Genomic DNA, 23,731 nt, shown 5'->3' with positions numbered 1-23,731 from the left:
GACAGCGATCAAACTATAAACAATTACATAATTCCGTTTATTCATGAGTATTTTTTTCTAACAATTGATGTCCTGTCATTTCAACTGGAGGAGTAATTCCAAGCAAGGCCAACATAGTTGGTGCAATATCAATTAAGTTTCCTTCATTACAAGTGAAATGCCAATGACCGCCAACATATACTAATGGTACAGGTTCACTTGTATGGGCAGTATGTGCTTGATGCGTTGTTTCGTCAAACATTTCTTCCGCATTACCATGATCCGCTGTAATGAGTAGTTTACCTTCTTGTTTGGCTAAGGCTGCCCATACTTTACTCATGCATTGATCAAGGCACTCTATAGCGCGAATTGTAGCCTGAAAATCTCCACTGTGTCCTACCATATCGGCATTGGCATAATTGCAAATAATGACATCATAGGCTTTGCTGTTAATTGCTTCGACTAAGCATTCCGTTAATTCGGGGGCGCTCATTTCTGGTTGCAAATCATAGGTCGCGACTTTAGGAGAAGGAATGAGAATTCGCTCTTCATTCGGAAAAACATTTTCATTCCCGCCATTGAAAAAGAAAGTGACATGGGCATATTTTTCTGTTTCTGCAATGCGTAATTGATTTAAGCCATGGTTTGCAAGAACTTCACCTAAGGTATTATTTAAAGAAATCGGTGGAAACGCTTGGGTAGTTGGTAAATTTTTATCATATTGGGTCATGCTGATAAAATAAGATAATTGCGGTTGTACTGTGCGGTTAAATTGTTTAAATGTCGGATCAATAAAAGCACTAGTTAATTGTCGTGCTCTGTCTGCGCGAAAATTAAAGAATAAAACAGCATCTCCGTCTTCTATCGTTTTCTTTTCACCTATGAGTGTAGGAGGTATGAATTCATCAGACAGATTTTGTTGATAGTAAGACTTTATTGCGGTTTCTGCATCTTGAAAAAGATGTTGGGAGTATCCTTGAGTTAATAAGGTATAGACAGGTTCGATTCTTTCCCAACGATTATCGCGGTCCATTGCATAATAGCGCCCGCTAATTGAGCAAATGCGGGCCACAGGGTGTATTTTTAATTCTGTATTGAGACGTTCTAAACTGTGTAAGACGCTTTGTGGTGGCGTGTCTCGCCCATCCAAAAATAGGTGCAAATACACAGAAGTGAATTGTTGTTGTGCACATAAATCAAGTAAGGCAAATAGGTGTTGTTCGTGGCTATGCACACCTCCGGGAGAAAACAGACCCATAATGTGCAATGATTTCCCGGTTTTTTCTAATGTAGCTAGTACTTCATGGAAAACGGGGGTATTAGCAAACGTCCCATTTTTTATGCTTTCGTTGATGCGAGTAAAATCTTGTTGTATGACTCTACCTGCCCCTATATGCATGTGTCCAACTTCTGAATTACCCATTTGTTCATCAGGTAAACCAACGGCAAATCCGGAGGCGTGTAAAAGAATATGGGGACAGTTTGCCCACCATTCATCCCATTGTGGTGTGTTGGCCTGGGCAATCGCATTATATTTATTATTTTTGTTATATCCCCAGCCATCTAAGATCATGAGCAACAAGGGTGCTTTTTTTGGCATGCAATTCTCCATGGAACACAATCTAAATTTAGTGCGGAAAATTATACCTTACTTAATAAGTATTTCGAAATGTATTCTCAGGACTTCTTTTATGCTGTTCTGCCTCTCAGTAGTGACATTTTTGTATTAAAGAGGTTAGACTATGCACCATTTATTTGATTGGGAAGAGTAAGTTTTGGAACAAAAAATTCCTCAGCATGTTGCCATTATTATGGATGGAAATGGTCGTTGGGCTGAAAGTAGAGGATTAGCACGTATTGAAGGTCATAAAGCAGGTGTTGAATCAGTAAAAAAAATGATTCGATGCTGCATGACCAAAAGAATTCCTTGTCTTAGTTTATTTGCGTTCAGCTCGGAAAACTGGTCTCGGCCTTCTGAGGAAGTTAATTTTTTAATGGAATTATTCCTAGAGTCCTTACGAAAGGAGCTCGCTGAGTTAAATCAGCATGGAATACGTATGCGATTTACGGGAGACCGTAGTTTGCTCTCACCACTGTTGCAACAACAAATGCGAGAAGCAGAGCTTTTGACGGCAAATAATGAACAATTAATTTTGAATGTGGTTGTTAATTATGGTGGTAAGTGGGACTTGGTAAACGCTGCAAAAAAAATAACCAAAGCCGTCCTAAACGGTGAGTTGGCAATAGATGATATCAATGAAACCAATTTTGCCCATTATCTGGATACAGATGGGTTGCCCGAACCTGATTTATTTATTCGTACTAGTGGTGAATTGCGAATTAGTAATTTTTTCCTTTGGCAGCTTGCATATACAGAGCTTTATTTTAGTGAAGTACATTGGCCCGATTTTGGTGAGCAGGAGCTTGAATTGGCATTAGCTTCCTTTAATAAAAGGAAAAGAAGATTTGGGCAAATTTCTTAATTAACTCTAGTGTCTGTTTACATTTCGCTAAGATGAGCAAAACGTCTGAATTTTCAGAAAATCAAGACAGTTGGCCAAGAGCGAAGACATGTAAATAGGCCCCAAACATAAGGGAACATTATGTTCTTGCAACGCTTGATTACAACACTGATTTTAGTGCCCTTGGTTTTATGGCTTATTTTTTATGGTAATCAGTGGCTTTTGGCAGGAATTGTTTTACTTGTTTTTCTTGCTTCATGTAGAGAATGTGTGCAATTAATTCCATTGAAGAATTGGGGGCTACAAGCCGGATTTCTTGTAGTGATGATCTTGGGTTTGTGGGCTTGTGGCTATGTTTTTTCTTATTGGTTGGTTCTTGGACTAATTATTTGGGGTCTAAATATACTGGCTATCCTCAGTTTTCCTGGTTCACAAAAATATTGGGGCTATCCGGTCATCGTAGGAGTTGTTTGTTTTCTGTTGCTACCGCTATTCGTTCAAAGCTTGATTCACTTATATAACTTGCCTAATGGTAAAGCATTGCTCGTTTATTTGCTGTTTTTAATCTGGGTCTCAGACACAGGCGCTTATCTTAGCGGTAAACTGATGGGGAAGCATAAATTAATTCCTCAGGTCAGCCCAGGAAAATCTTGGGAGGGTGTTATTGGTGGCCTTATTCTGTCTATGCTGATTGCGTGGGTTGGCTATAGCTATTTTAAACCGGACGCTATGGCGCATTGGTTCATTTTAGCCTTATGTACTATAATTATTGCGATCTTTGGTGATTTATTCATCAGTATATTGAAACGTCGTTGTCATTTAAAAGATACAGGCGCTCTTATTCCTGGTCATGGTGGTATTTTAGACCGTTTAGATAGTTTAATTGCGGCGTTACCTGTATTTTATTTCGGACTAACTTGGTAATTCTCGAATTAAAGGGGTCCATAGAGTACGCTTGTGAAAATCAATCAAAAATGTTTTGCAAGCGTGCATCGCAAGAAAGGCTCTTTTTACCTGGGTTTCGGCGAATTTGGGATGGTATTCTCGAGGATATACTTTAATTTAGGATAGTACTATGCTTTCAACATTGCTGTATTTTCTTTTGGCGTTGGTCTTGTTAGTTACGGTACATGAGTATGGTCATTTTCAAGTAGCGCGTTGGTGTGGTGTTAAAGTACTGCGTTTTTCTTTTGGTTTTGGTCCTATTTTAGCGCATTGGCGTGATAAAAAAGGAACAGAATACGCCTGGTCTTTATTTCCTCTGGGTGGCTATGTCAAAATGCTTGACGAGTCTGAAGGTGATGTAGACGAAAAGGAACGTCATTTAGCTTTTAATAATCAATCGCTTTGGAAAAGGACTGCAATTGTACTTGCAGGTCCTTTTTTCAATTTCATTTTTGCTTTTGTTGCTTTATGGTTAGTCTTGGTTATTGGGATACAATCGTTAGCGCCAATGATCGAATCAGTGAAACCCAATAGTATCGCAGCACAAGCTGGATTAAATGCACAAGAAGAAATTATTGCATTGGATCATACTAAGATAAATAGTTGGCGTGATTTTCAGTACGCACTCATGCCTCTGGTTGGCTCTAATGAAACAATTCAGCTAACAATAAAATCTTTGGTTAATGGACAAGAACGACAGATATTTTTACCGTTGACTCATTGGCAAATAGACAGCAAAAAGCCTGATCCGCTAGGTAGCCTTGGAATTCAGCCATTTATTCCTTCAATTCCTCCTATTGTTGGTGAGATAGTTCCTGATTCTCCAGCAGCGAAAGCAGGACTAGAAAATGGCGATAAAATATTAAGTGTAGATGGAACACCTTTTAATGATTGGTTGTTTTTAGTGGACTACGTAAAAGCTCGTCCTGATAAACAATTAACTTTATCGATTAAAAGAGCAGGAAGTATACAAAATGTTGTAGTACAAACTGGCAGCCAGGACAATAAAGGCAAGATTGAAGGGTTTATTGGAGTTCGCTCACAAAAGGTCAAATGGCCGGCACATTGGTTACGTTTAGAGAGACAGGATCCTTTAACTGCGGTACCTACAGCATTAAAGCAAACGGTACAACTGACCGCCACTACATTTACTTTAATGGGTAGGTTAGTTACTGGTAAATTAGGATTAAATAGTATTAGTGGTCCAGTGGGTATTGCCCAGGGCGCCGGGGATTCGGGACGTAGTGGGTTAACTTCTTATTTATTTTTCCTTGCCTTAGTAAGTATTAGCTTAGGGGCATTAAATTTACTACCTATTCCAATGCTGGATGGCGGGCACTTGTTGTATTACCTTTTGGAAGCAATTCGACGTAAACCTTTATCTGATAGTTTAAAATCAGCAGGAGCCTATTTAGGTCTATTGCTATTAGCCGCGCTGATGTTTATCGCGTTAACAAATGATCTGTCAAGACTAACAGGATAGTAGGAAAATTAATCAGACTTTAATCGCAAAGTATTGGCAAAGTCAGGGAACAAAAACTTGACAGTAGTTTCTACTTCCTATAAAAAGTGGTTCAATTTTCAGTGTACCGAATTTGAGTAGTAGTACACGTAGTACTGGGCGTAAAATAATAATGAAAAAAATCAGTAGTAAGTTTATATTAGGTGTTTGTTGTTCCTCGCTCATCGCTTGGTCTTCACAAACAATAGCAGCAGATACTTTTGTCGTTCGCAATATTAAAGTTACAGGCTTGCAACGTGTTTCAACCGGAACAGTACTCAATTATATACCTGTCCAGGTTGGTGAAGAGGTCGGCCCTGAATCAACTGCTGAAATTATTCGCACCCTTTATGATACCGGTTTTTTTCAGTCCGTTTCATTAGAACGCCAAGGTAATACTTTAATTGTTAATGTGGTTGAAAGAGCAACTATAGGTTCAATTAGTGTGGTAGGAAATAAAGAAATTCCTAGCGACAAAATGAAAGAATTTCTTAAAGAAATGGGCTTAGTTAAAGGTCGCGTATTTCAAACATCTACTTTGGAACGTTTAGAAAAAGAACTAAAACAAGCATATAACGCCAGAGGAAAATATAACGCACGTATCGATACTCGAGTTAGTCCACTCACTGATAATAGAGTTGGTATTACTATTAATATTTCTGAGGGTCGTGTTTCTCGAATTAAACAAATCAAAATAATCGGCAATCATGATTTTACCACCAATGAATTATTGCCAGAGTTTACACTATCAAAATCAGGTATCTTTACCTATTTTACTAAAAAAGATCAGTACTCAAAGTCAGGTATGGATGCGTCTTTAGAAGCATTGCGTTCTTTTTACCTGGATAGAGGGTATTTGAAGTTTAAAATCGTCTCATCGCAGGTATTACTGTCGCCAGATAGAAAAGATGTTTATATTAATGTTCATATTGAAGAAGGGCCTCAATATCATTTCTCAGGCTACAAAGTAGTGGGGAAACCGATGTTACCGCCTGAGAAAATTAATTCATTAATACAAGTCAAAAAAGGTGCTGTTTTTTCGCGTAAGAAAGTAACTGATTCAATTTCAGCCATTGGTTTGGCTTTAGGTGATATAGGCTATGGGTTCCCTGCAATTAATGCAGAACCCCAAATCGATGAAAATAATAAGACCGTATTCATTGCATTTATAGTACAGCCTGGTCGACATGTTTATGTCCGTCGTATTAAGTTTCATGGTAATACAAAAACCAGTGATTACGTATTGCGAAGTGTAATTCGTCAAGATGAGGGTGGATTATTATCGCTGCACAATATTAAAGAATCTGAAAGACAATTGCGCTTACTAGGCTATTTAAAAAATGTTGATGTCAAGACGAATCCAGTACCAGAAGCAAATAACCAAGTGGATTTGGATGTGAACGTTGAAGAAGCTCCTTCGGCTGAAGCAAGTGCTTCCATTGGTTACGGTACTAACGGATATCAATTAAATGCCTCAGTAAATCAGCATAATTTTATGGGTACTGGACGCTCCATGGGTGCTGCATTTACTGCGAGTAAATGGGGGCAAGACTATACCGTAAATTATTACAATCCATTTTATACCGATACAGGTATAGGACGTGGCTTAAACCTTTATTATGCTCGCGTTGATCCCAGAAACCTTAATGTCAGTACTTACAACTCCAACCGTTTTGGTGGTGATGTGAACTACAGTATTCCTCTTGGGGAAGCAAGTAGATGGCAATTGGGTTATGGATATCAGGATGTAGAAATCAAGAGTGTAGGTTATGTAATCCCCATCCAGAATTTTGTGAAGATGTATGGAACCCATTTCCAGGAAATTCGGTTATCTACAGGATGGAATAGAAACAGTTATGATCAATTTCCTTATCCCACACGAGGAGTTAACCAGCAGCTTTCTGCGGTAGTTGCCTTGCCTGCGACTTCAGGTTCTTTGTCTTACTACAAAGGATCTTATCAAGCCCGAATGTATCAGCCTATAGCACGAGGCTGGATTTTCTCCTTACAAGGTTTTGCTGGCTACGGAAACTCCTTTAATAATAAAGGATTGCCATTTTTTGAAAACTATTATGCAGGGGGTACTGCGCAGCCAGGTCAGGTCCGCGGGTATGACAGTTACTCTTTAGGTCCCTTGGATAATTACCGTAACTCTGTGGGGGGTAACTTATTACTCAGTGGAACTGCGGGAATTATATTGCCTTATCCTTTGAGCCGGGATAATGTGCGAACTACCGCCTTTGTTGATGCGGGTAACGTATTTGCTGTAAATACCTTACCTATTTTGACTGGACGAGATGAAGGTCCTTTAAGGTATTCAGCGGGTCTTTCGCTTGAATGGCGTTCTCCATTTGGACCTTTGGCATTTAGCTTAGCTAAGGCATTGAATCCTCAACAATTCGATCAAAAGCAATTCTTCCAATTTGCTCTATCCTCAGGATTCTAACTTATATTGTTCCTCCTTTTCTCCCTGTGCTGGGAGAAAAGAGGGATGAGCATTTTCTATTTGTTACAAAATTATCGAAAATCATGCTGTATATATCGCAACCTATTGGGAATTGTGCTAGCATCATGCTCTTTAGTTTGTCGAAACTCACGTTAATTTAGGAGATTAGTTATGAAGCGGTTAGGTCTGGTCTTAGTGGCCTTTGTTTTCAGTGTATTTGGCGCAAGCGCGTTTGCTGATGCAGCAAAAATTGGTGTAGTGGACCTGCAAAAAATCATGCAGACTTCAAGCCAAATAAAAGAAATCCAAAAGAAATTAGAGAAAGAGTTTAAGCCACGTCGTGATAAGCTTGTTGCAGTTGAAGCTGGCATTAAAGCGGATATGGAAAAATTCAAACGTGATAGTGCGATTCTGAGCGCGACTCAAAAGAAAGATATTGAAAGAAAAATTGTTAGTGCACAACAACAATTTGAGCGCGATGGTCAGCAGTATCAACAAGAATTAAGCACTGCAAATAACGAAGCAATGGAAGGTTTGTATGCCAAAGTTCGTGCAGCAATTGCAAAAGTTGCGAAAGATGACAAGTACGATCTAATTGTACAAAAAGATGCAGCTCCTTTCAGTGCAACTACTCTTGATGTAACTGATAAAGTTGTAAAAGCAATTAACTAATCGGCGATGCAAAATTGCTGACGTTAGCAGAATTAGCGAGTCATTTGGGTGGCGTGTGGCATGGAAATGCCAATCACGCCATTTTTTGTTATGCTTCTCTTGCACGAGCCACCGCCCAAGATATTGCCTATTATGATAACTCTGCATTGCGCCACATTCTAAATAACACAGCAGCTGGTGCGGTATTACTGAAAGCAGAACATCAACATTTATATCCGGGAAACTGCATTGTTGTTTCTCATCCCTTGCAAGCAATGATGCAAGCGACTCAACTTTTATCAGACTCTCGGCCTACATATTCTGGTATTGATTCTACTGCCATAGTTCATGAGTCTGCTCAATTAGGCCAAAATGTATCAATAGGTGCTTATAGTGTAATTGGCGCAAACACGCAATTGGCGGATGGAGTAATAATCGGTACAAATAGTGTGATTGAATCATCGGTACATATCGGTAAAAACAGTCAGATTGGGCATGATGTTGTGGTTTACTCAGGCTGTCAGCTGGGAGTCCACGTAGTGATAAATTCCGGCTGTGTGATTGGTGCTCCCCCATTTAATTATTTGAAACAACATGGACACTGGCAACAAGGCTTTAATGCAGGTGCTGTTGTTATCGCGGACCAAGTACACATAGGTTCGAATACTGTAATTGACAGAGGTGCATTAGGCGATACCTATTTGGGCGAAGGGGTTTGTATTGATAATTTGGTCCAGGTTGCGCATGACGTGTTGGTGGGGAAAAATACGGTCATTGCCGGGTGTGCTGCGATAGGTGCTTATGCGCAAATTGGAGAAGATTGTGTTATTGGTGGCGCCAGTTGTATTGCTGCATATGTGCATTTGACAGATGACGTCGTGATCACTGGCATGTCTACAGTGAGTAAATCGCTTGCCAAATCTGGAATTTATTCATCCGGTACTCTAGTACATGAACATCGCCGCTGGCGTCGTAATGCAGCCCGATTTCGACGATTAGATGATTATATCTTAAAGTTAGGTGCCTTAGAGAAAAAGTTAAGTCATATTGAATCAGAAGAATAAGTTTTTAACAATTAACAATTGATTTGAACCGACTAAATCAGGATAATGTTTTTTCTTTTGGACTCCCTTTTTGGACCATACTATCTAAGCATACTTATTAAAGCGAGAAACTGCGTATGAGTGAACCTGTAGATATTAAACAGATTTTTAGTATATTGCCGCATCGGTACCCCATGATCTTAGTAGACAGGGTGCTTGATTTCACACCGTTTGACTGTTTGACGGCTATAAAAAATGTCACCATTAATGAGAATTTTTTTGTGGGACATTTCCCAGAAAATCCAATTATGCCGGGTGTATTAATGCTGGAGGCATTGGCACAAGCTAGTGCGCTTTTAGCAGGATTATCTCAAACACCTGAAGAAAACTATGGTATTTTGCATTTTTTTGCGGGCATAGATAATGCAAAATTTAAACATGTGGTTACTCCAGGAGATCAATTACGCTTGGAAGTAAAAATATTAGCAAGAAAAAGAGAATTTTGGCGTGTACATGCTGAAGCCTATGTGGGTGATAAACTGGCCTGTTCCGCGGATTTATTAAGTGCTGCAAAGGAAATTCAAAAGTGATAGATGAACGAGCGATAATTCACCCCTCTGCAAAACTGGCAAAAGGGGTGTCCGTAGGTCCTGGGACTGTAATCGGGGCTGATGTGGAAATTGGTGAGAATACGTGGATTGGTCCTTATGTAATCATTGAAGGCCCAACCACCATTGGAAAAAATAACAAAATTTTCCAATTTGCTTCAGTGGGCGATGCTCCCCAGGATATTACGTATCAAGGCGAATCCACTCGATTAGAAATCGGTGATGATAATATTATTCGTGAATACTGCATGATTAGTCGTGGAACCGTTAAAGGCGGTGGAGTTACCCGTATTGGTAATAAGAACTTTTTTATGGCTTATTCGCATGTTGGACATGACTGCATGATCGGTAACCAAATTATTTTGGTTAGCTATGCTGCACTGTCAGGACATGTAACTGTTGGCGATTATGCAAATATAGGTGGTTATGCTGCAGTACATCAGTTTTGCCATGTAGGAGCTTATGCTTTTATTGCTAGAGCCTCTTATGTAGCTAAAGACGTACTTCCTTATCTTATGATTTCCGGAGACACAACTTCTGCATGTGGTATTAATACCGTTGGATTACGTAGACGAGGATTCTCATCAGAAGCAATTGATGGTTTGCGACGTGCTTATAAAATAATTTTCCGCAAAGGACTAACCGTACAACAAGCTGTTACTGAATTAGAATTAATGCAAAATGAATGTCCAGAAGTAGTTTTAATGATTGATGCATTAAATCAATCCACGCGCGGGATTGTTAGGTAAATTGATTATAAACAATAGACTTCTTCGGAACTCGCTACAAAGAGAAAAGTGGAGCGCAGCACCGTATCGCCGAAGCAATTCTCCTTTGTAGTAGGGTTTCTGACGAATTCTAATGATTAGAGTGATATCTTATGCTAGACATTCAATTATTACGAGATGATCCGCAATTTGTTGCGTCGCAATTACTAAAGCGGGGATTTAAGTTTGACGTTTCCTCTTTTACTGCTTTAGAGGAGAAACGTAAAACGCTGCAGGTAGCCACACAAACTTTGCAAAATGAGCGTAATTTACGTTCTAAAGCTATTGGTGAAGCAAAGTCTCGCGGTGAAGATATCGAGCCAATGCGTGAAGATATGAGCCGTCTTGCTCAGGAATTAGAAGAAAAAAAAGGTGAACTCGATGACTTGTTACAGCAAATTGAAGCAATTGCGCTAAGATTACCTAATATACCGCACGAATCAGTTCCTGTTGGTGAAGATGAACAACATAATCAGGAAATAAGACGCTGGGGTACAATTCCTACTTTTGATTTCCCTGTTAAATCGCATGATGAGTTGGGTGAGAATTTAAACCAAATGGATTTTGCTTTGGCTGCTAAACTCACGGGTAGCCGTTTTGTAGTCATGAAAAATCAATTGGCTAGATTACATCGCGCTTTAATCCAATTTATGTTGGACATGCATACGCAACAACATGGTTATCAAGAAATTTATGTGCCTTATATGGTTAACGCAGACAGTTTGATGGGTACAGGGCAATTACCAAAATTTGAAGAAGATTTGTTTAAGTTAACTGGGGAGCAAGGATATTACTTGATTCCTACTGCAGAAATTCCTGTAACAAATACGGTTCGTGATGTGCTTTTAGATGAGAATGTCTTACCCATTCGTTATGCGTGTCATTCACCTTGTTTTCGTAGTGAAGCGGGTTCCTATGGTAAAGATACCAAAGGGATGATCCGACAACATCAGTTTGAAAAAGTTGAATTAGTTTGGATTACTAAACCCCAAGATTCTTACCATGCTTTAGAGCAATTGGTAAACCATGCAGAAACGGTTTTACAGCGTTTAGAGCTGCCTTATCGTGTTATGACCCTTTGCTCCGGAGATATGGGGCCTAGTTCAGCAAAAACTTACGATTTGGAAGTCTGGTTACCCAGCCAAAATACGTACCGAGAAATTTCATCATGTTCTAATATGGAAGCATTCCAGGCGCGCCGAATGAAAGCGCGTTACAGACAAGAGCAAACACGTGACATAGAATTGGTACATACCTTGAATGGTTCGGGTCTTGCCGTCGGTAGAACATTGGTTGCTTTGATGGAAAATTATCAAGATAAAGAAGGCAATATCCATATTCCAATGGCTTTAAGATCTTATTTAGGTGGTATCGAGTGTATTCGACGCGAAGTTTAAGGTCGAATCAAATACACACCCTCATAGAGTCGGTTATCTTGCTGCAGTGTTGACTGCAGCAAAAAGTCCAAATTTAAATCTCTTTACCTACCCTCCTAGTACTATGAGTTGTTTCACAGCAAGCTTGCACTGCCTCTTCCTTTTTATATTGAGGTATTGTTGCAAAAAAAGTGAGGCGTTGATTCATAAAAGAACTTTTTTTAGTGTCTACAGGATGTTCTGAATAGGTATTTAAATGTGTATCAATATCTTCAGTGAATACATCATCTATTTTTTCTAAATCTAACTCATTCTGTAATTCATGATGTTCGTGTTCTGGCTCATATGCGCATTTTATAAATACAGCTACTTCTTCATTGTAACGTTCTGCTAATTCGGGAGTTAATTGGTTGTGAAAAAGAGCTGTAGTTGGCCGTTGCCAAACCTCAGATAGAAATCCAACATATGGAGGTGTAGAGTCTTCATTGTTACTATGGTTTTTTGTAAGCTGTTGTGAGGTCTTATTGTTTAATGTGTGCCGGTGAATGGATGTAAGTTGATGCCGGAATGTTTTTTGAGTACTTGCTCGCGCATAGGCATTTTTTGGGATTGTTTTTAAAGTGCTCCTAACATGATTAATTTTGATAGCATAAGACATATCTTTTATTTTTCTAGCATTATATTCATCCGATAAGCGGCTACTAATTTTTTTGTTATCGTGTGCATTCGCCGGGTAATGTGTATCGATTTTTTTTCGGTCTAAGTTGTAGGTTTTTGCTTTTTCATTAAATTTGGCCATCAGCAGACGTTTCCTCTTTTTTTGTCTTGCTTTCTGATGCGCTTTTCTAACTAAAGCGTGCAAATGACGTAATTTCGCCTTGTAAGACGGCGTTTTGTACAATTTGGCAATGACATTAAATTGGCGTGTAACTGTTAGAAAAAATAACAGGTTGTGTTTCAATAAGAATTTGAATGCATATTTTTTTTGTTCATTTTGCTGCAGCACATCAAATTTATTCGGCTCTGCATTAATTGCTCTAAGCCATTCCAGATAAAATACGAATAGTGGATGAGTGGTTTCTGATAATTCATGCTTGTTAAAAAAAAATCGTTGCGAGTTTTGATAAGTCCTTTTTAAATGTACATCCAGTGCTAATTGAATGGCATCCATATCACTCAATTCCTGTTCGTCCAAGTTTTAAAAGTATAGTAGTTTTTGGAAAAAGTGCACTTATTTTGGTCGGAGTGATTTATTGGTTGTCTTTCAGTGGGTTAAGTTAATTTTTGACTCAATGAATATTTGTTTTATGATGTGATTTATTTGGTTAAAGAGAAATGATGCTAATTACTTCCTTGGAGCTAATGAATACCGTAGAACATTATCTATATGAGTGGTTTTCTTTTCCTAAAAGGAAAATATTTGCACAAGTAACAACGGTAATGAATCAAAAACCACATATTAGAACGATGGATCTCTACCATGTTACCCCTAAAGGTTCGTTGATTTTTTTAACTGATACGAGTTCACCCAAATGGATACATTTAAGTCATTGTCCTAATATAGGAGTTTGTATCTTGAATCCAGATTACGGGCAAATAATCGTAGAGGGAACTGCGGTATTAGATACAAGTGAGAGCAATCTTTCGTTAACCAGTTTATATTGGCAAAACTTTCTAGATGAATATTGGAGAAATTATTACTTAATAAATACCAATAAAACTGTGGATGGGATTTCTTCGTCTTTTGGTGTCCTGCAAATCATTCCAAACTTATGGCAAATTCTAGAAATTAATAAAAATGATTTTCTTAAAGGTTCGCGAATGCACTATCAGTTGCAGAATGATTTTTGGATGAAACAACAATTACCACTTTTTTAAGTGAACACTAATCTCTTGTAGAAAATATAGAAATAGGAATGTCATGGCGAACAAAGGAACATTTTATTTTTCAGTTATTCTCTACTTCATAACAATAATTTTTTCTCAGAATATATGTGCTCGTTGTTCCCTTATTGATTCTTCAAGCCACACTGTTGAGCGTGTGGATGATGCTTTAGGGCGTTTACTTCTATCTAATATGCCATGTCCGCAAAATGTTTTTGCATTGCGTCAACTGCTCAAAAATGCTGGTTTGACATTGGAAACCACCATGGTTGCAAATCGAGGATTTCATAATCCAACTCAGGGTAGTTTTAGTTTATTTGAAATGGCTTTGGGGGAGCTCAAAATATCAGATGCTCATTGGTACATTAATGCAGGTGATTTTTTCTTTGGGCATTTTACAGGAATAGGAGCAGAGGGTGATTTAATAGCGGATCAAAATCCAGAAGAAAACTCACTGATGATCGAAGCGTTTGCCTGGGATACAAAGAAAAAAGTATTTAATTTCTATGAATTACGTGGTGATGGCTCACAGGGGCAATGGTTTTATCGAGGAGATTCATCGGATATTTTTGCCGATAATGAGTTACTACATCGACAGCCCAATCCCCAGCACCCAGAGTTTGGTAATCGACTTCGTTGCTCTGGTTGTCATGGTGCTGGTGGACCCATTATGAAAGAGCTGGCTAAACCGCATAATGATTGGTGGGAACCTATTAGGAGATTGGATTTTGGTGGGCACAACCCGGATGCTTTATTGCAAGAGATTCTAGAAACATTAGTTCCTCCTGAGCATTTAGCTAAAAATGTTCTAAAAGGACTTAAAAAATTGAATCGGAGCCAAAAAGCGCGTTCATTACCGGAGCAACTCCGCCCTTTATTTTGTCCTGTTGAATTAAATTTAATGTCAGATACGGCCCCTAGCGATGAACAACGCGCCGAACTCAATATCCCGGCAGAGTTTTTTCTTGACTCAAGATTGTTGCAGACTAAAGAAAAGCAAACCATAAGGATTTCTAGAGTTTTTTATAATGCTGCATTGAATGCAGTAGGGAGTCATTTTCCTGAAACTGATTTAAACGATGCTGATCATGCCTGGCTTACCCCCGTGAAGGCTCAGTCAGATATGCTGGCAGTGGACAATCTAATAAAAAATGGGATTATTGATCAAAAATTTATGATGGATGTTTTGGATGTAGATATGACAAATCCAATATTTTCCTCAGCACGTTGTCGGCTTTTGCGTTTCCTTCCTAATGCCCTCACAGCGAATTGGCGCGAAGTGTTTAAAGAAAATCTTAACCAATCAGGGGATTGGGCTGCTAAAAGTCTACTTAAAAATCTCATGGCGTCACAACACGATGCAGCGTTTTATATGCGAAAAGCAAAGAAATATCTGCAACACTGCCAATTCAAACTGCAAAAGAGTAACAACGTACTTATGATGTATCATTTATTGGCGCAACGGCAAGCAGAGGTTCGTGCTTCTGAAATTTCATTAAATCCTCGAGGGCAAATTCTGGAACCAGGATTTCGTATTATCTTTCCAGAAAATAAAATAAGGACCACTCCAGAACGACTTAAACTTACTTTAACCTGCGAGGTAGTTGACGACATATAATTATTTCTACTAATCAATGTTCTGCAAAAAAAATCCTACCACCCCGACGATGTGATGTTGGAGGTGAGTAAACTTTACCAAACGTCCAATAAAGCCCTAAATAGCCGACTAAATGGTTTTGTCCTGCAATGCTATGTCCTGCCGTAAAAAGCAGGGAAAAATTCTTATTGAAATTATAAAAACCGCCAACATTCAAGATGACGGAGGCATTGCCATCAGCTGTTATAGCACCTTGGTAAAAAATCTCACTGCCTAACGTAAGTGATTCTTTGAGTTTTCGTTGTAACAACCAGCCTGTGTAAAAATAATTCAGCATGCCTGGCGCTGTATTAATGGCATAACCAGTACCACCATAGGTGGTCCATTTCCCCCAGCTTTTTTGTGCCCAAACAGGGAGTTTTACCCAAGGGATGCCATTACCCAAATTTTGATATACATTCCCTGACGGTAACTCAAGTAAAGGCGCAAAACCTACTTGTGGCTGCTTTGATGTTTCGCGAATGAATCGGTATTTGACCCCTACCTCAATATCCCCCAAACCATTTGCAGGCGGCGCAGCATTGGGTAAAGACCATGCATAAGGAACAATAGCATGCAACTGTAAATCATCGAGTGGGCCATAATTTATTTCTATGGCAGGAGCAAATAGGTCGGGTTCTAAAAAAAGATCATTGTTTTTATCGAAAATTGTAAACAGGAAAATTTCCCATTGTTTGGAGTTCAGGGGGACAGGATCATCGGTAAGAAAAGGGGCACCAGCAAAATTTACTTTAGAAAAAATAATGAGCATGATGCTGAGAAGCAGTGTTGATGCTTTTCTTGTTTTAAAATTTTTAAACAAGCATTTCATTTATTGTGCCTGTTATTGGTAGTTTTTCTACTAATCATTGTTTTATGTTAACCGTTCGCCTACTTGTGTCAACTTAAAGAATTGCAACTTTGAGTACAAAGAACAATTGGCATAAAGCCCTGAAAAAATAATTCAGTATGGTATTGGCTGAGTCATGTATTCATAAAAAATTTTATTCTCTTCCTATTTTATCTGCTGGATTAACATCCAATTTAATTGTAACCTTCATATTTGTTTAAACAGGTGTGTTATTAAGTATTTATGTTGCTTTAGCTTTGACTTTGTTTAGGAAAGAATATGGTTATATATGAAGTAAATTTGGCCATTGATGGAGATATTTACCCTCAGTTTCAATTATGGCTAAAAAAGCACATTAAAGAAATGCTGCAACTTCCTGGATTTATTCAAGCAAGTGTTTTAGCACCCGAAAATGAGGGAACTACGGAGCAGGAGCAATTAACTGTCCAATATCAATTAGAAAATAGAAACGCTCTCAATGTCTATTTTGCTGAGTTTGCGGTAACAATGCGTGAAGAGGGGCTTAGTCTATTTAAAAATAAATTTTCTACCCATAGAAGAATTTTTGAGGTACACACTAATTTCTTAAAATAAAAAATTTGCATGGGCAGTATGTTTTCATATAGCCTTGCAGCCTGTGCAGGAGTATTGGACTTTGTCCTTTGGATTAATATAGGATATAGAATGAGACATATAATTAAATTTGGATTTATATTAGGTTTAGCGGCGAGTAGCAACGCTTTTAGTGCAGACCCTGTTCAAGGGTTTTATTTGGGTTTACTGGGGCAACTCAGTCATGCACCAAATACAAATCTTAGTTTTTCACTCCCCGATGGGAATACTTATAATGGATCAGTTAAATTAAGCATAGTAGGTGGTGGTGTTGGCGGTTCTATAGGGTATAAAATAAGAAACTTTCGCTTAGAGGGAGAGCTCCTTTTTAATATAAATAATTACGGTTCACTTAATGTTGGTTCTTGTACTCTTATTAGTCCCGATGTGTTAGGTCCTAATGGTAACTGTTCTGCTTTTATTGAAAATACTGGTCTTGCGTTTAATGGCAACACCATGGGTTATTATGGGCTTTTTAATACGTTTTATGATTTTTTGTCCAGCGATCCAACCGTAAACTTTGTCCCTTATCTGGGGCTCGGTTTGGGAGGCGCTATGATTAAAAACCATGCTTTATTTCATAGTAATAACCAATGTATTTCCTTAGGTACTTGTTCGCCGATTGTCTCGCAAACTTTGAATACATCAAGCAATGGCTTCGCGATACAAGGTATCGTCGGATTCAATTATTATCTTGACGACTTTACTACTCTTGGCCTTGATTTTCGCTATCTTTCTACCGTCAATTTTAATAAAAATAATACCAGCGCGGTGACGAATTCAAATAACAGCAATTATGGGATCGGTACCATAAATATCACAGCAAATTTTGCTCTAGAGAAAGGTGGTGACTAGTTGTTGTTCACACGTTCTTTTTGCGATATGGACTAGTTATTATAACTCAGGGAAATCGTCATGCTAATGGAATATGATGTGATTGTTTTAGGTGGTGGCAAAGGAGGAAAAACCCTAGCTGTTAATTTAGCTAAAGCTGGGCAGCGGGTTGCGATGGTTGAAGACAACCAAATTGGTGGCACCTGCATTAATGTGGCGTGTATCCCCACAAAAACACTCGTACAATCAGCAAAAATAGCACATTATTGTCGTTCTGCAGCAGATTATGGATTAGAGGCTACTCTTGCGCCCATTGATTTTAAAGCGATTCGTGCGCGCAAGGATGCCGTAGTGCATGCGATGCGAGAGGCTAATTTAAAACAGTTTTTGGATTCAGGTATGGATCTGTTGTTGGGTCGTGGACACTTCATTGGCCCAAAGACGATTGAAGTGAGCCTATCCTCACCAAGAGATGGCCAAAAAGTATTGGAAATTACTGCGGATAAAATTTTTATTAATACTGGAGCCTTACCCTTTATACCTGCAATTCCAGGCCTTGACAAAATAAAATATTTTACCAACGACAGCTTAATGAATGTTGATAAAGTGCCTCAGCATTTGCTTATTGTTGGTGGCGGTTATATTGGTTTAGAGTTCGCTCAATTATTTCGACGCTTAGGGGCAGAGGTTACGGTAATCGAAGCAGACAGCACGTTTCTTAGTCGTGAAGATAGAGATATTGCGGAACAGGTTTTCACTACTTTAACCAAAGAGGGAGTTCATATTGCGCTGAATACTAAAATTAATAGTATTCAAGAAGAACATGGTGAAGTACTTATCCATGTTAATCAAAATGGAAAGCCCGAGCAGATTCGTGGGAGTGATGTGCTCATTGCGGTGGGGCGTACTGCGAATACGAGCGGATTAAATTTAGAGAAAACAGGTGTTGCGCTGGATGATCGTGGCTTTATTAAGGTTAATGACTATTTAGAAACAACAGCCAAAGGTATCTGGGCTTTAGGCGATGTAAAGGGTGGGGCTCAATTTACGCATTTATCTTTAGATGATTATCGGTTAGTGACGCATAATCTGCAAAATCCTCAGAATAAGCGTTCAGTTCAAGGACGGCTCATTCCTTATACAGTATTTCTCGACCCAGAACTAGCGCGTATTGGGCTAACTGAAAGCCAAGCCCTTGCTCAAGGTCATGTTGTGAAGATAGCAAAAATTCCTGCGGCGATTATTCCTAGGGCAAAAACACAAGGGGAAACAACAGGCCTTTTGAAAGCCGTAATTGATGCAAAAACAGATCATATTTTGGGTGTGTCCCTCTTCTGTGCGGAAGCAGGTGAAATTCTAGGTGTAATACAGTTGGCGATGGAATTAGGTATGCCTTATCAGAAGTTACGCGATGTAATGTTTGCCCATCCTACGTTGGTTGAGGGGATTAATCTTTGGTTTGCGTAGGGCCTAAGTCTAGCCATCAAGCTAAGGACAAAATGGCATTTTTTACAGCTATGGACCAAGACTTGCTCTCCTTAATTCAATCAAAAAAATTATAAATAAATACACATCATTTTGGTGAGTGGCTTTGGTTTTTTGGGGCTAAATCCGTTCTGCACATGTTTGCAATTAATCTCAAATATGTGCAAAAAAATACTCCGCCTATCAGGTTAAAAACACGCAGCAAGGTTCAAATTGACGCTTTTTGAGCGATAAATTTTCTTACTTATGATACCATTTTCAGTATTTTTTTAATAAAAATAGTGCAAATATAATGCAATTGGAGCTAATTTTGTAGAAAAAAGGCCAAAAAGTGTTGATTTAAATTTCATCTTATGTAAACCTTGCGCCCTATGAGTAGGAAATTAATTTACATAATAATCGGTATTAGTTGCCTTACATTTGGGGCGATTGGACTGGCACTTTATAATAAAGCTAAGGTTCATGAGACGCCGTTAAGTCTTAAAAAGGAAGTTATTAAAAAAACCGAAACGGTAAAAAAGGGCACGACAAAAGATAATACCCCACATAAGAATGCTGACAAGATAGCACATAAAAGCGCTAAAAAAATTGCGCGTCGTGCTAAAGAAGTAGCACATAAAGACGCTGAAAAAATTGCGCAAAGTGCTAAAGTAATAGCACAGCATACTAAAAAAACTGTGATTGCCAAAAAAAGCAATCGATCTACCCCTCCCCCACACAAGGTGATTGCGAAAAGCAGAAATGTTGCTTTAACCAAAGTATCTTTCGATGAATTGCCTGGTTGGGATACTGCAGATGTAAAAAAATCTTTATTGGCATTTCAGAAATCGTGTGAGACGTTCTTGAAACAATCACCATCACATACGATTAGTAGAACACAACACATCAAATTAAAAGCCCGGGATTGGCATCCGGCATGTAAAGCGGCTTTAGCTCTGGATTCGGTTTCAGATGATTCGGCAAAAGAGTTTTTTGAAAAGTGGTTTCACCCTATTGAGTTTGCACAAAAGAAACCAGTTCATGGCTTATTTACAGGCTATTATATGCCTAAAATAAAAGGAAATTTAACAAAAAGCTCTAAATACAATACGCCGATTTATGGAATGCCAAAGGGTAAATATTCAACTTCCTATACTCGGGAGCAAATTGATAATGGGGCGCTTAAGAAAAAAGCACGTGTGATCGCATGGATCCATAGTCCTGCTGAGCGGCTCTTTTTAGAGATAGAAGGTTCAGGTGTGATTCAACTGCCTGATGGTGAAAATATATATTTAGGCTACGCAGGTGAAAATGGCGCTCCATACACATCAATTGCCAAGGTTATGATTAATAGGGGGATCATGACTCGCCATAATGCATCTAAAGAGGCGATTATCCGTTATTTGGAGAAGCATCCTGAAAAAGCAAAAACGATTATCCAAAAAAATAAATCGTTTGTCTTTTTTGAGGATTTAAAGGAACCTATGGCGCTTGGCGCTCAAGGGATGGCTCTTACACCAGGTTATTCCTTAGCTGTAGATAAAAAATGGATTCCGTTGGGTGCTCCACTTTGGTTGGATACAAAACGTCCTGATAAAAAAGATCAAGAAAAAGAAAAGCAATTCCAGCGTCTCATGATTGCCCAAGATACCGGTGGTGCGATTCGTGGGTTTATGCGTGGTGATATTTACTGGGGTTCAGGTAAGCTTGCTGCATTTCTTGGTGAGCATATGAAAAATGAAGGCCATTATTGGCTCCTGCTTCCTAAACATATGTTAAATCGATTAGCCAAAAAATCACTGTAGTTCAATACAATGTTGCTGCTTATTTACATAATGGTCGCGATTTAGATACAGTGATTTCTTAGGTAACGTCATAGTTATTGCAGTTAAATAAGTGATTTTTTAAACTCAGGGTCTTCTACATGATGTTCTTCTTTTTTAAAATCACCGTTTTTTAAGCGAATATTGCTCAATGCATCAAGTACTTCTTGTCGTGCAATATTCCAATCTGTTCCTCCCTTCTCTGATCCTTGCCAAGATAATGGAATAAAACGGGGATTTATTAGGCTCTCAAACGATATGACTTCTGTGATTATATTTCCTTTATGACCATATCCAAGTTTTTTAATTTGCAGTAGTTCATGATAGTTTTTGGCACGTCCTTCAAATGGAAAAAGTCCTATGGCAGGCACATTGAAGATAACAGGTTTTTTAGATGTGATATAACCAACAAGATAAGGTCTTATAAAGGTTGTTGCTTTTCTTTTACCCTCATTGGATCCAGAACAGCGAATAGTCCCATTTTCATGAACAAAATATAAGCTTGAGCCACGTTCTCTTTTTTTGGAGTTCGTGATAAAAACTGCGGGATTATTTAGGGTTTTAGAAAAGGGATAAGAATGTTGTGTGCATTTTTTGTCTTGCATGTACTATTACTCTCTTTTATGCAAGAGAAGTGTGCTGCAAAGGGCAATAAATAGCAATCTTTTTGTATGATATATATTCAGTTTATAGAAGAAGATTGTGCTTTTCATCTGGATTAGGTGGTGCATAATTAATAGGATAAAGTTTTTTTATTTTCAGGATAATAATAGGGGGAGGATGAATCCATCCCCCAGTAAGATCACTGCTCATGAGCGGCAACCAGACATGCCTTCAGAAAGCGTTATAATCTCGCAGTTGCTCTTGGATATTCCGCTTCTGTATCATGCTCCACCTCGGCAGACAGGGGCTGTCCTGGCTGATAATCAGGCCCTAATAAACCGTTGCGCGTGGTATAGGTGGGTTGTCTCGTTGGCATAATTCGCAGGCCATGTATGTTCATGTCGACCAAAAACTGAATTAACATTTGCTTTGCAAAAGGACTCGCTGGACAACGTCTTGCTCCTGCGCCGAATGAGAATAACTCATCATCGCCGTCAAGCCACCTTTCTGGTGAAAACGTGCGACTGGGCCCCTGCATGGGTCTAAACAGAAACATCAACATCTCACCTTTCTGAAATGATACAGTCTCTCCGTTAATATTCGCCTGGAAGGGTTTGAGTACCGCTCTGGGAAAATTGGGAATAGGTGTTGCTTGCCATAATGCTTCCTGAACGACTGCCTGCACATAGGGTAAGTCTGCTATTCGTTTGTATGTAAATGGTTCATTGCCCAAAACGCGAGCAATTTCTTCGTGCATCTTCTTTACTACATCGGGTCTTTGACTGAGCACATCTAGCATATAAAACATCGTTGCTCCTACATTAGAGGAGGCGAAAATCGTTAGAGGCCCGTGTTCTCGAATAAAGCGATCATGTTCAATCAGATTACGTATAATCTTTGCTTGTGGATTGTTTTCATCAAAGTGCGTGCAGTTATCAAAATTCATCTCGGGGTGCAATTGCTCGGCACGAAATACCCCCAAATCCCAGATGTAATTATTGCCTTTGCAAATGTTGTCTAGGTTTGAATAAAGAAGTTTCTGTGCAATATCTGCCATAGCCTTGCTGGTTGCCCGAAAGTCAGATCGTAGGCCTGGATGGACCAGGCGGCTTAAAGGATCCATACTTGCTTTGGTAATTAAGCGCGTTGCATCCATGAATATTTTGTGTGTGTCTGGTGGTAACGCCGACAGATCATAAGTGCCTACAAAACATGCTGCAATGCAACCTATAGTATGCCATGCGACACTGGCATAGAGATCATCAATGCCGCCATTGGATGTCAGTTGCAGAGAGTCAAAGGTACGCTGATTGACTTGGGTGATTCGCTCAAAATTTATTGGCCCGCGAGCAATGGTATTCAAAAAAACATTACGTGGTTCAGAAGCTGCCTGTCCATCTTCTGCGAAAAAAACTCTTCCTACCATATGTGTAAAAGGCTCGAGAATATCTCCGCGCCCAAGCTCTGGATGTTTTGTCAGCAGCTCTTTTGCAATTTTCCCATCAGTTATCATATAAAGGTTCTGTGGGCCAATGTTAATTTTGAAAAACTTTTGTTTTGTGCGTGCAGCCATCTCGTAAGAGAAAAGAGAGGGGCCCTGATCGAATAAACGTCCTAAGTTGCGCCACCCTTGTTGGTGCTGCGGTAGTACTTTAGAGGTTGTCTCTGCTTCGGATATGTTTGGCAGTACTGCATGCGGCGATGTTGCTGAATTTTGTGTTGTGTTAGGAGCATATGGACATTTTTTTGCGTTCGGTTTTTGCGGTTTAAATAATTTCATTTCCATTTTATAGATTCCCTCATCAATAATTCAAAAAAACTTAAAATCAAATGATAGCTCACTCAAGTGCTATGCTGGATTCGATGTTAATATTCTATTTAGTATTTTGTTTTTGAATATCAGAGAGACAATTTTGAGTTTTTCGAAGGAAAGGGAAATCCAATTTTCATCCATAGTTGATGGGGCTGAATTTGAGCTAAGATTTTCACTTCACGGAGATTAAAATCCATGTTCACTTACCCTTTATAATCTATTGAGCAAAATAACATGCTGACATATAAAGTTCTTCAGCAATAAAGCTATGGATGATTATATAGATATTGACTGATTTAATGTACTGGAATGCATAAAAATTTTTAATTACTTGGACTCGATAATTTTACCTTATTTATCAAGCTCTTACAGCGATTAGAGGCAAAAATAAATGAGATTAGGAAACAAAATCTCGTTTATTGTTTATATCAATA

Annotated in this window: 20 protein-coding genes; 15 read left to right on the top strand and 5 right to left on the bottom strand. The window is 38.8% G+C overall.

Going from position 1 to position 23,731, the window contains the following annotated elements:
* Window positions 1–37: 37 nt before the first annotated feature.
* Complete coding sequence (gpmI, locus tag Lste_RS09460; RefSeq protein WP_058510777.1) at window positions 38–1,579, bottom strand: 2,3-bisphosphoglycerate-independent phosphoglycerate mutase; 1,542 nt, start codon at window positions 1,577–1,579, stop codon at window positions 38–40.
* A 175-nt stretch (window positions 1,580–1,754) separates the two neighbouring features.
* Here gpmI and uppS point away from each other — a divergent pair, with 175 nt between their 5' ends.
* The 9 genes from uppS to serS all read left to right on the top strand — a co-directional run bounded on the left by uppS (window position 1,755) and on the right by serS (window position 11,799).
* Window positions 1,755–2,462, top strand: coding sequence for a polyprenyl diphosphate synthase (uppS, locus tag Lste_RS09455; protein ID WP_058510776.1), 708 nt, complete (start codon window positions 1,755–1,757; stop codon window positions 2,460–2,462).
* 120 nt (window positions 2,463–2,582) lie between these two features.
* The gene (locus tag Lste_RS09450; protein ID WP_058510775.1) at window positions 2,583–3,365 is read left to right on the top strand and encodes a phosphatidate cytidylyltransferase; all 783 of its coding nucleotides are present in this window, start codon (window positions 2,583–2,585) and stop codon (window positions 3,363–3,365) included.
* A gap of 151 nt (window positions 3,366–3,516) precedes the next feature.
* Window positions 3,517–4,869 (top strand): RIP metalloprotease RseP, encoded by a 1,353-nt coding sequence (gene rseP / locus Lste_RS09445; protein ID WP_058510774.1) that lies wholly within the window; start codon window positions 3,517–3,519, stop codon window positions 4,867–4,869.
* Between the two features lie 151 nt (window positions 4,870–5,020).
* Entirely contained in the window at window positions 5,021–7,333 is a 2,313-nt protein-coding gene (gene bamA / locus Lste_RS09440; RefSeq protein WP_058510773.1) for an outer membrane protein assembly factor BamA, read from the top strand.
* A 171-nt stretch (window positions 7,334–7,504) separates the two neighbouring features.
* Window positions 7,505–8,005, top strand: coding sequence for an OmpH/Skp family outer membrane protein (locus tag Lste_RS09435; protein ID WP_058510772.1), 501 nt, complete (start codon window positions 7,505–7,507; stop codon window positions 8,003–8,005).
* Window positions 8,006–8,019: 14 nt separating this feature from the next.
* A complete protein-coding gene (gene lpxD / locus Lste_RS09430) occupies window positions 8,020–9,048 on the top strand; it encodes a UDP-3-O-(3-hydroxymyristoyl)glucosamine N-acyltransferase (RefSeq protein WP_058510771.1) in 1,029 nt (342 codons plus the stop codon).
* A gap of 116 nt (window positions 9,049–9,164) precedes the next feature.
* Window positions 9,165–9,617, top strand: a complete 453-nt coding sequence (gene fabZ / locus Lste_RS09425; RefSeq protein ID WP_058510770.1) for a 3-hydroxyacyl-ACP dehydratase FabZ — start codon at window positions 9,165–9,167, stop codon at window positions 9,615–9,617.
* Window positions 9,614–10,384 (top strand): acyl-ACP--UDP-N-acetylglucosamine O-acyltransferase, encoded by a 771-nt coding sequence (gene lpxA / locus Lste_RS09420; protein WP_058510769.1) that lies wholly within the window; start codon window positions 9,614–9,616, stop codon window positions 10,382–10,384. The genes fabZ and lpxA overlap by 4 nt, the downstream gene beginning before the upstream one ends.
* Window positions 10,385–10,515: 131 nt before the next feature.
* Window positions 10,516–11,799: a serine--tRNA ligase gene (serS, locus tag Lste_RS09415; RefSeq protein ID WP_058510768.1), complete on the top strand. Its 1,284-nt coding sequence runs from the start codon at window positions 10,516–10,518 to the stop codon at window positions 11,797–11,799.
* Between the two features lie 73 nt (window positions 11,800–11,872).
* On the opposite strand, the gene Lste_RS09410 is transcribed toward serS, so the two are convergent.
* Complete coding sequence (locus tag Lste_RS09410) at window positions 11,873–12,949, bottom strand: hypothetical protein (RefSeq protein WP_058510767.1); 1,077 nt, start codon at window positions 12,947–12,949, stop codon at window positions 11,873–11,875.
* A 191-nt stretch (window positions 12,950–13,140) separates the two neighbouring features.
* Between Lste_RS09410 and Lste_RS09405 the strand changes: the two genes are divergently transcribed.
* Together Lste_RS09405 and Lste_RS09400 are read left to right on the top strand one after the other, a co-directional pair.
* The gene (locus Lste_RS09405; RefSeq protein WP_237760459.1) at window positions 13,141–13,656 is read left to right on the top strand and encodes a pyridoxamine 5'-phosphate oxidase family protein; all 516 of its coding nucleotides are present in this window, start codon (window positions 13,141–13,143) and stop codon (window positions 13,654–13,656) included.
* A 43-nt stretch (window positions 13,657–13,699) separates the two neighbouring features.
* Window positions 13,700–15,280: a hypothetical protein gene (locus Lste_RS09400; protein ID WP_058510766.1), complete on the top strand. Its 1,581-nt coding sequence runs from the start codon at window positions 13,700–13,702 to the stop codon at window positions 15,278–15,280.
* Between the two features lie 13 nt (window positions 15,281–15,293).
* On the opposite strand, the gene Lste_RS09395 is transcribed toward Lste_RS09400, so the two are convergent.
* Window positions 15,294–16,130, bottom strand: a complete 837-nt coding sequence (locus Lste_RS09395) for a transporter (RefSeq protein ID WP_058510765.1) — start codon at window positions 16,128–16,130, stop codon at window positions 15,294–15,296.
* A gap of 297 nt (window positions 16,131–16,427) precedes the next feature.
* Here Lste_RS09395 and Lste_RS09390 point away from each other — a divergent pair, with 297 nt between their 5' ends.
* The 4 genes from Lste_RS09390 (at window position 16,428) to mltA (ending at window position 20,863) form a co-directional block, all read left to right on the top strand.
* Window positions 16,428–16,742 carry a DUF4286 family protein gene (locus Lste_RS09390; protein WP_058510764.1) on the top strand — a complete coding sequence of 105 codons (315 nt, stop codon included), beginning with the start codon at window positions 16,428–16,430 and terminating at the stop codon, window positions 16,740–16,742.
* 90 nt (window positions 16,743–16,832) lie between these two features.
* Window positions 16,833–17,615: an outer membrane beta-barrel protein gene (locus Lste_RS09385; protein ID WP_058510763.1), complete on the top strand. Its 783-nt coding sequence runs from the start codon at window positions 16,833–16,835 to the stop codon at window positions 17,613–17,615.
* A 60-nt stretch (window positions 17,616–17,675) separates the two neighbouring features.
* Entirely contained in the window at window positions 17,676–19,061 is a 1,386-nt protein-coding gene (locus Lste_RS09380; RefSeq protein ID WP_058510762.1) for a mercuric reductase, read from the top strand.
* A 389-nt stretch (window positions 19,062–19,450) separates the two neighbouring features.
* The gene (mltA, locus tag Lste_RS09375) at window positions 19,451–20,863 is read left to right on the top strand and encodes a murein transglycosylase A (protein ID WP_237760458.1); all 1,413 of its coding nucleotides are present in this window, start codon (window positions 19,451–19,453) and stop codon (window positions 20,861–20,863) included.
* Between the two features lie 83 nt (window positions 20,864–20,946).
* Here the strand turns inward: mltA and Lste_RS09370 are convergent, their stop codons facing one another.
* A complete protein-coding gene (locus tag Lste_RS09370; protein ID WP_058510761.1) occupies window positions 20,947–21,486 on the bottom strand; it encodes a hypothetical protein in 540 nt (179 codons plus the stop codon).
* Window positions 21,487–21,725: 239 nt separating this feature from the next.
* Window positions 21,726–23,270: a cytochrome P450 gene (locus Lste_RS09365; protein WP_058510760.1), complete on the bottom strand. Its 1,545-nt coding sequence runs from the start codon at window positions 23,268–23,270 to the stop codon at window positions 21,726–21,728.
* Between the last annotated feature and the right edge of the window lie 461 nt (window positions 23,271–23,731).

Origin of the sequence: Legionella steelei, assembly GCF_001468005.1 — a bacterium.
Lineage (GTDB): Bacteria > Pseudomonadota > Gammaproteobacteria > Legionellales > Legionellaceae > Legionella > Legionella steelei.
This window is presented reverse-complemented; position numbering and strand designations above follow the sequence as displayed.

What these genes read in the sequence shown, in the direction of transcription:
- Lste_RS09385 (WP_058510763.1), top strand. Translation starts at nt 16,833, where the DNA reads ATGAGACATATAATTAAATTTGGATTTATATTAGGTTTAGCGGCGAGT.
- Lste_RS09370 (WP_058510761.1), bottom strand. Translation starts at nt 21,486, where the DNA reads ATGCAAGACAAAAAATGCACACAACATTCTTATCCCTTTTCTAAAACC.
- mltA (WP_237760458.1), top strand. Translation starts at nt 19,451, where the DNA reads ATGAGTAGGAAATTAATTTACATAATAATCGGTATTAGTTGCCTTACA.
- fabZ (WP_058510770.1), top strand. Translation starts at nt 9,165, where the DNA reads ATGAGTGAACCTGTAGATATTAAACAGATTTTTAGTATATTGCCGCAT.
- Lste_RS09395 (WP_058510765.1), bottom strand. Translation starts at nt 16,130, where the DNA reads ATGAAATGCTTGTTTAAAAATTTTAAAACAAGAAAAGCATCAACACTG.
- serS (WP_058510768.1), top strand. Translation starts at nt 10,516, where the DNA reads ATGCTAGACATTCAATTATTACGAGATGATCCGCAATTTGTTGCGTCG.
- gpmI (WP_058510777.1), bottom strand. Translation starts at nt 1,579, where the DNA reads ATGCCAAAAAAAGCACCCTTGTTGCTCATGATCTTAGATGGCTGGGGA.
- Lste_RS09450 (WP_058510775.1), top strand. Translation starts at nt 2,583, where the DNA reads ATGTTCTTGCAACGCTTGATTACAACACTGATTTTAGTGCCCTTGGTT.
- Lste_RS09400 (WP_058510766.1), top strand. Translation starts at nt 13,700, where the DNA reads ATGGCGAACAAAGGAACATTTTATTTTTCAGTTATTCTCTACTTCATA.
- Lste_RS09365 (WP_058510760.1), bottom strand. Translation starts at nt 23,270, where the DNA reads ATGGAAATGAAATTATTTAAACCGCAAAAACCGAACGCAAAAAAATGT.
- Lste_RS09410 (WP_058510767.1), bottom strand. Translation starts at nt 12,949, where the DNA reads ATGGATGCCATTCAATTAGCACTGGATGTACATTTAAAAAGGACTTAT.
- Lste_RS09405 (WP_237760459.1), top strand. Translation starts at nt 13,141, where the DNA reads ATGAATACCGTAGAACATTATCTATATGAGTGGTTTTCTTTTCCTAAA.
- bamA (WP_058510773.1), top strand. Translation starts at nt 5,021, where the DNA reads ATGAAAAAAATCAGTAGTAAGTTTATATTAGGTGTTTGTTGTTCCTCG.
- Lste_RS09390 (WP_058510764.1), top strand. Translation starts at nt 16,428, where the DNA reads ATGGTTATATATGAAGTAAATTTGGCCATTGATGGAGATATTTACCCT.
- rseP (WP_058510774.1), top strand. Translation starts at nt 3,517, where the DNA reads ATGCTTTCAACATTGCTGTATTTTCTTTTGGCGTTGGTCTTGTTAGTT.
- Lste_RS09435 (WP_058510772.1), top strand. Translation starts at nt 7,505, where the DNA reads ATGAAGCGGTTAGGTCTGGTCTTAGTGGCCTTTGTTTTCAGTGTATTT.
- Lste_RS09380 (WP_058510762.1), top strand. Translation starts at nt 17,676, where the DNA reads ATGCTAATGGAATATGATGTGATTGTTTTAGGTGGTGGCAAAGGAGGA.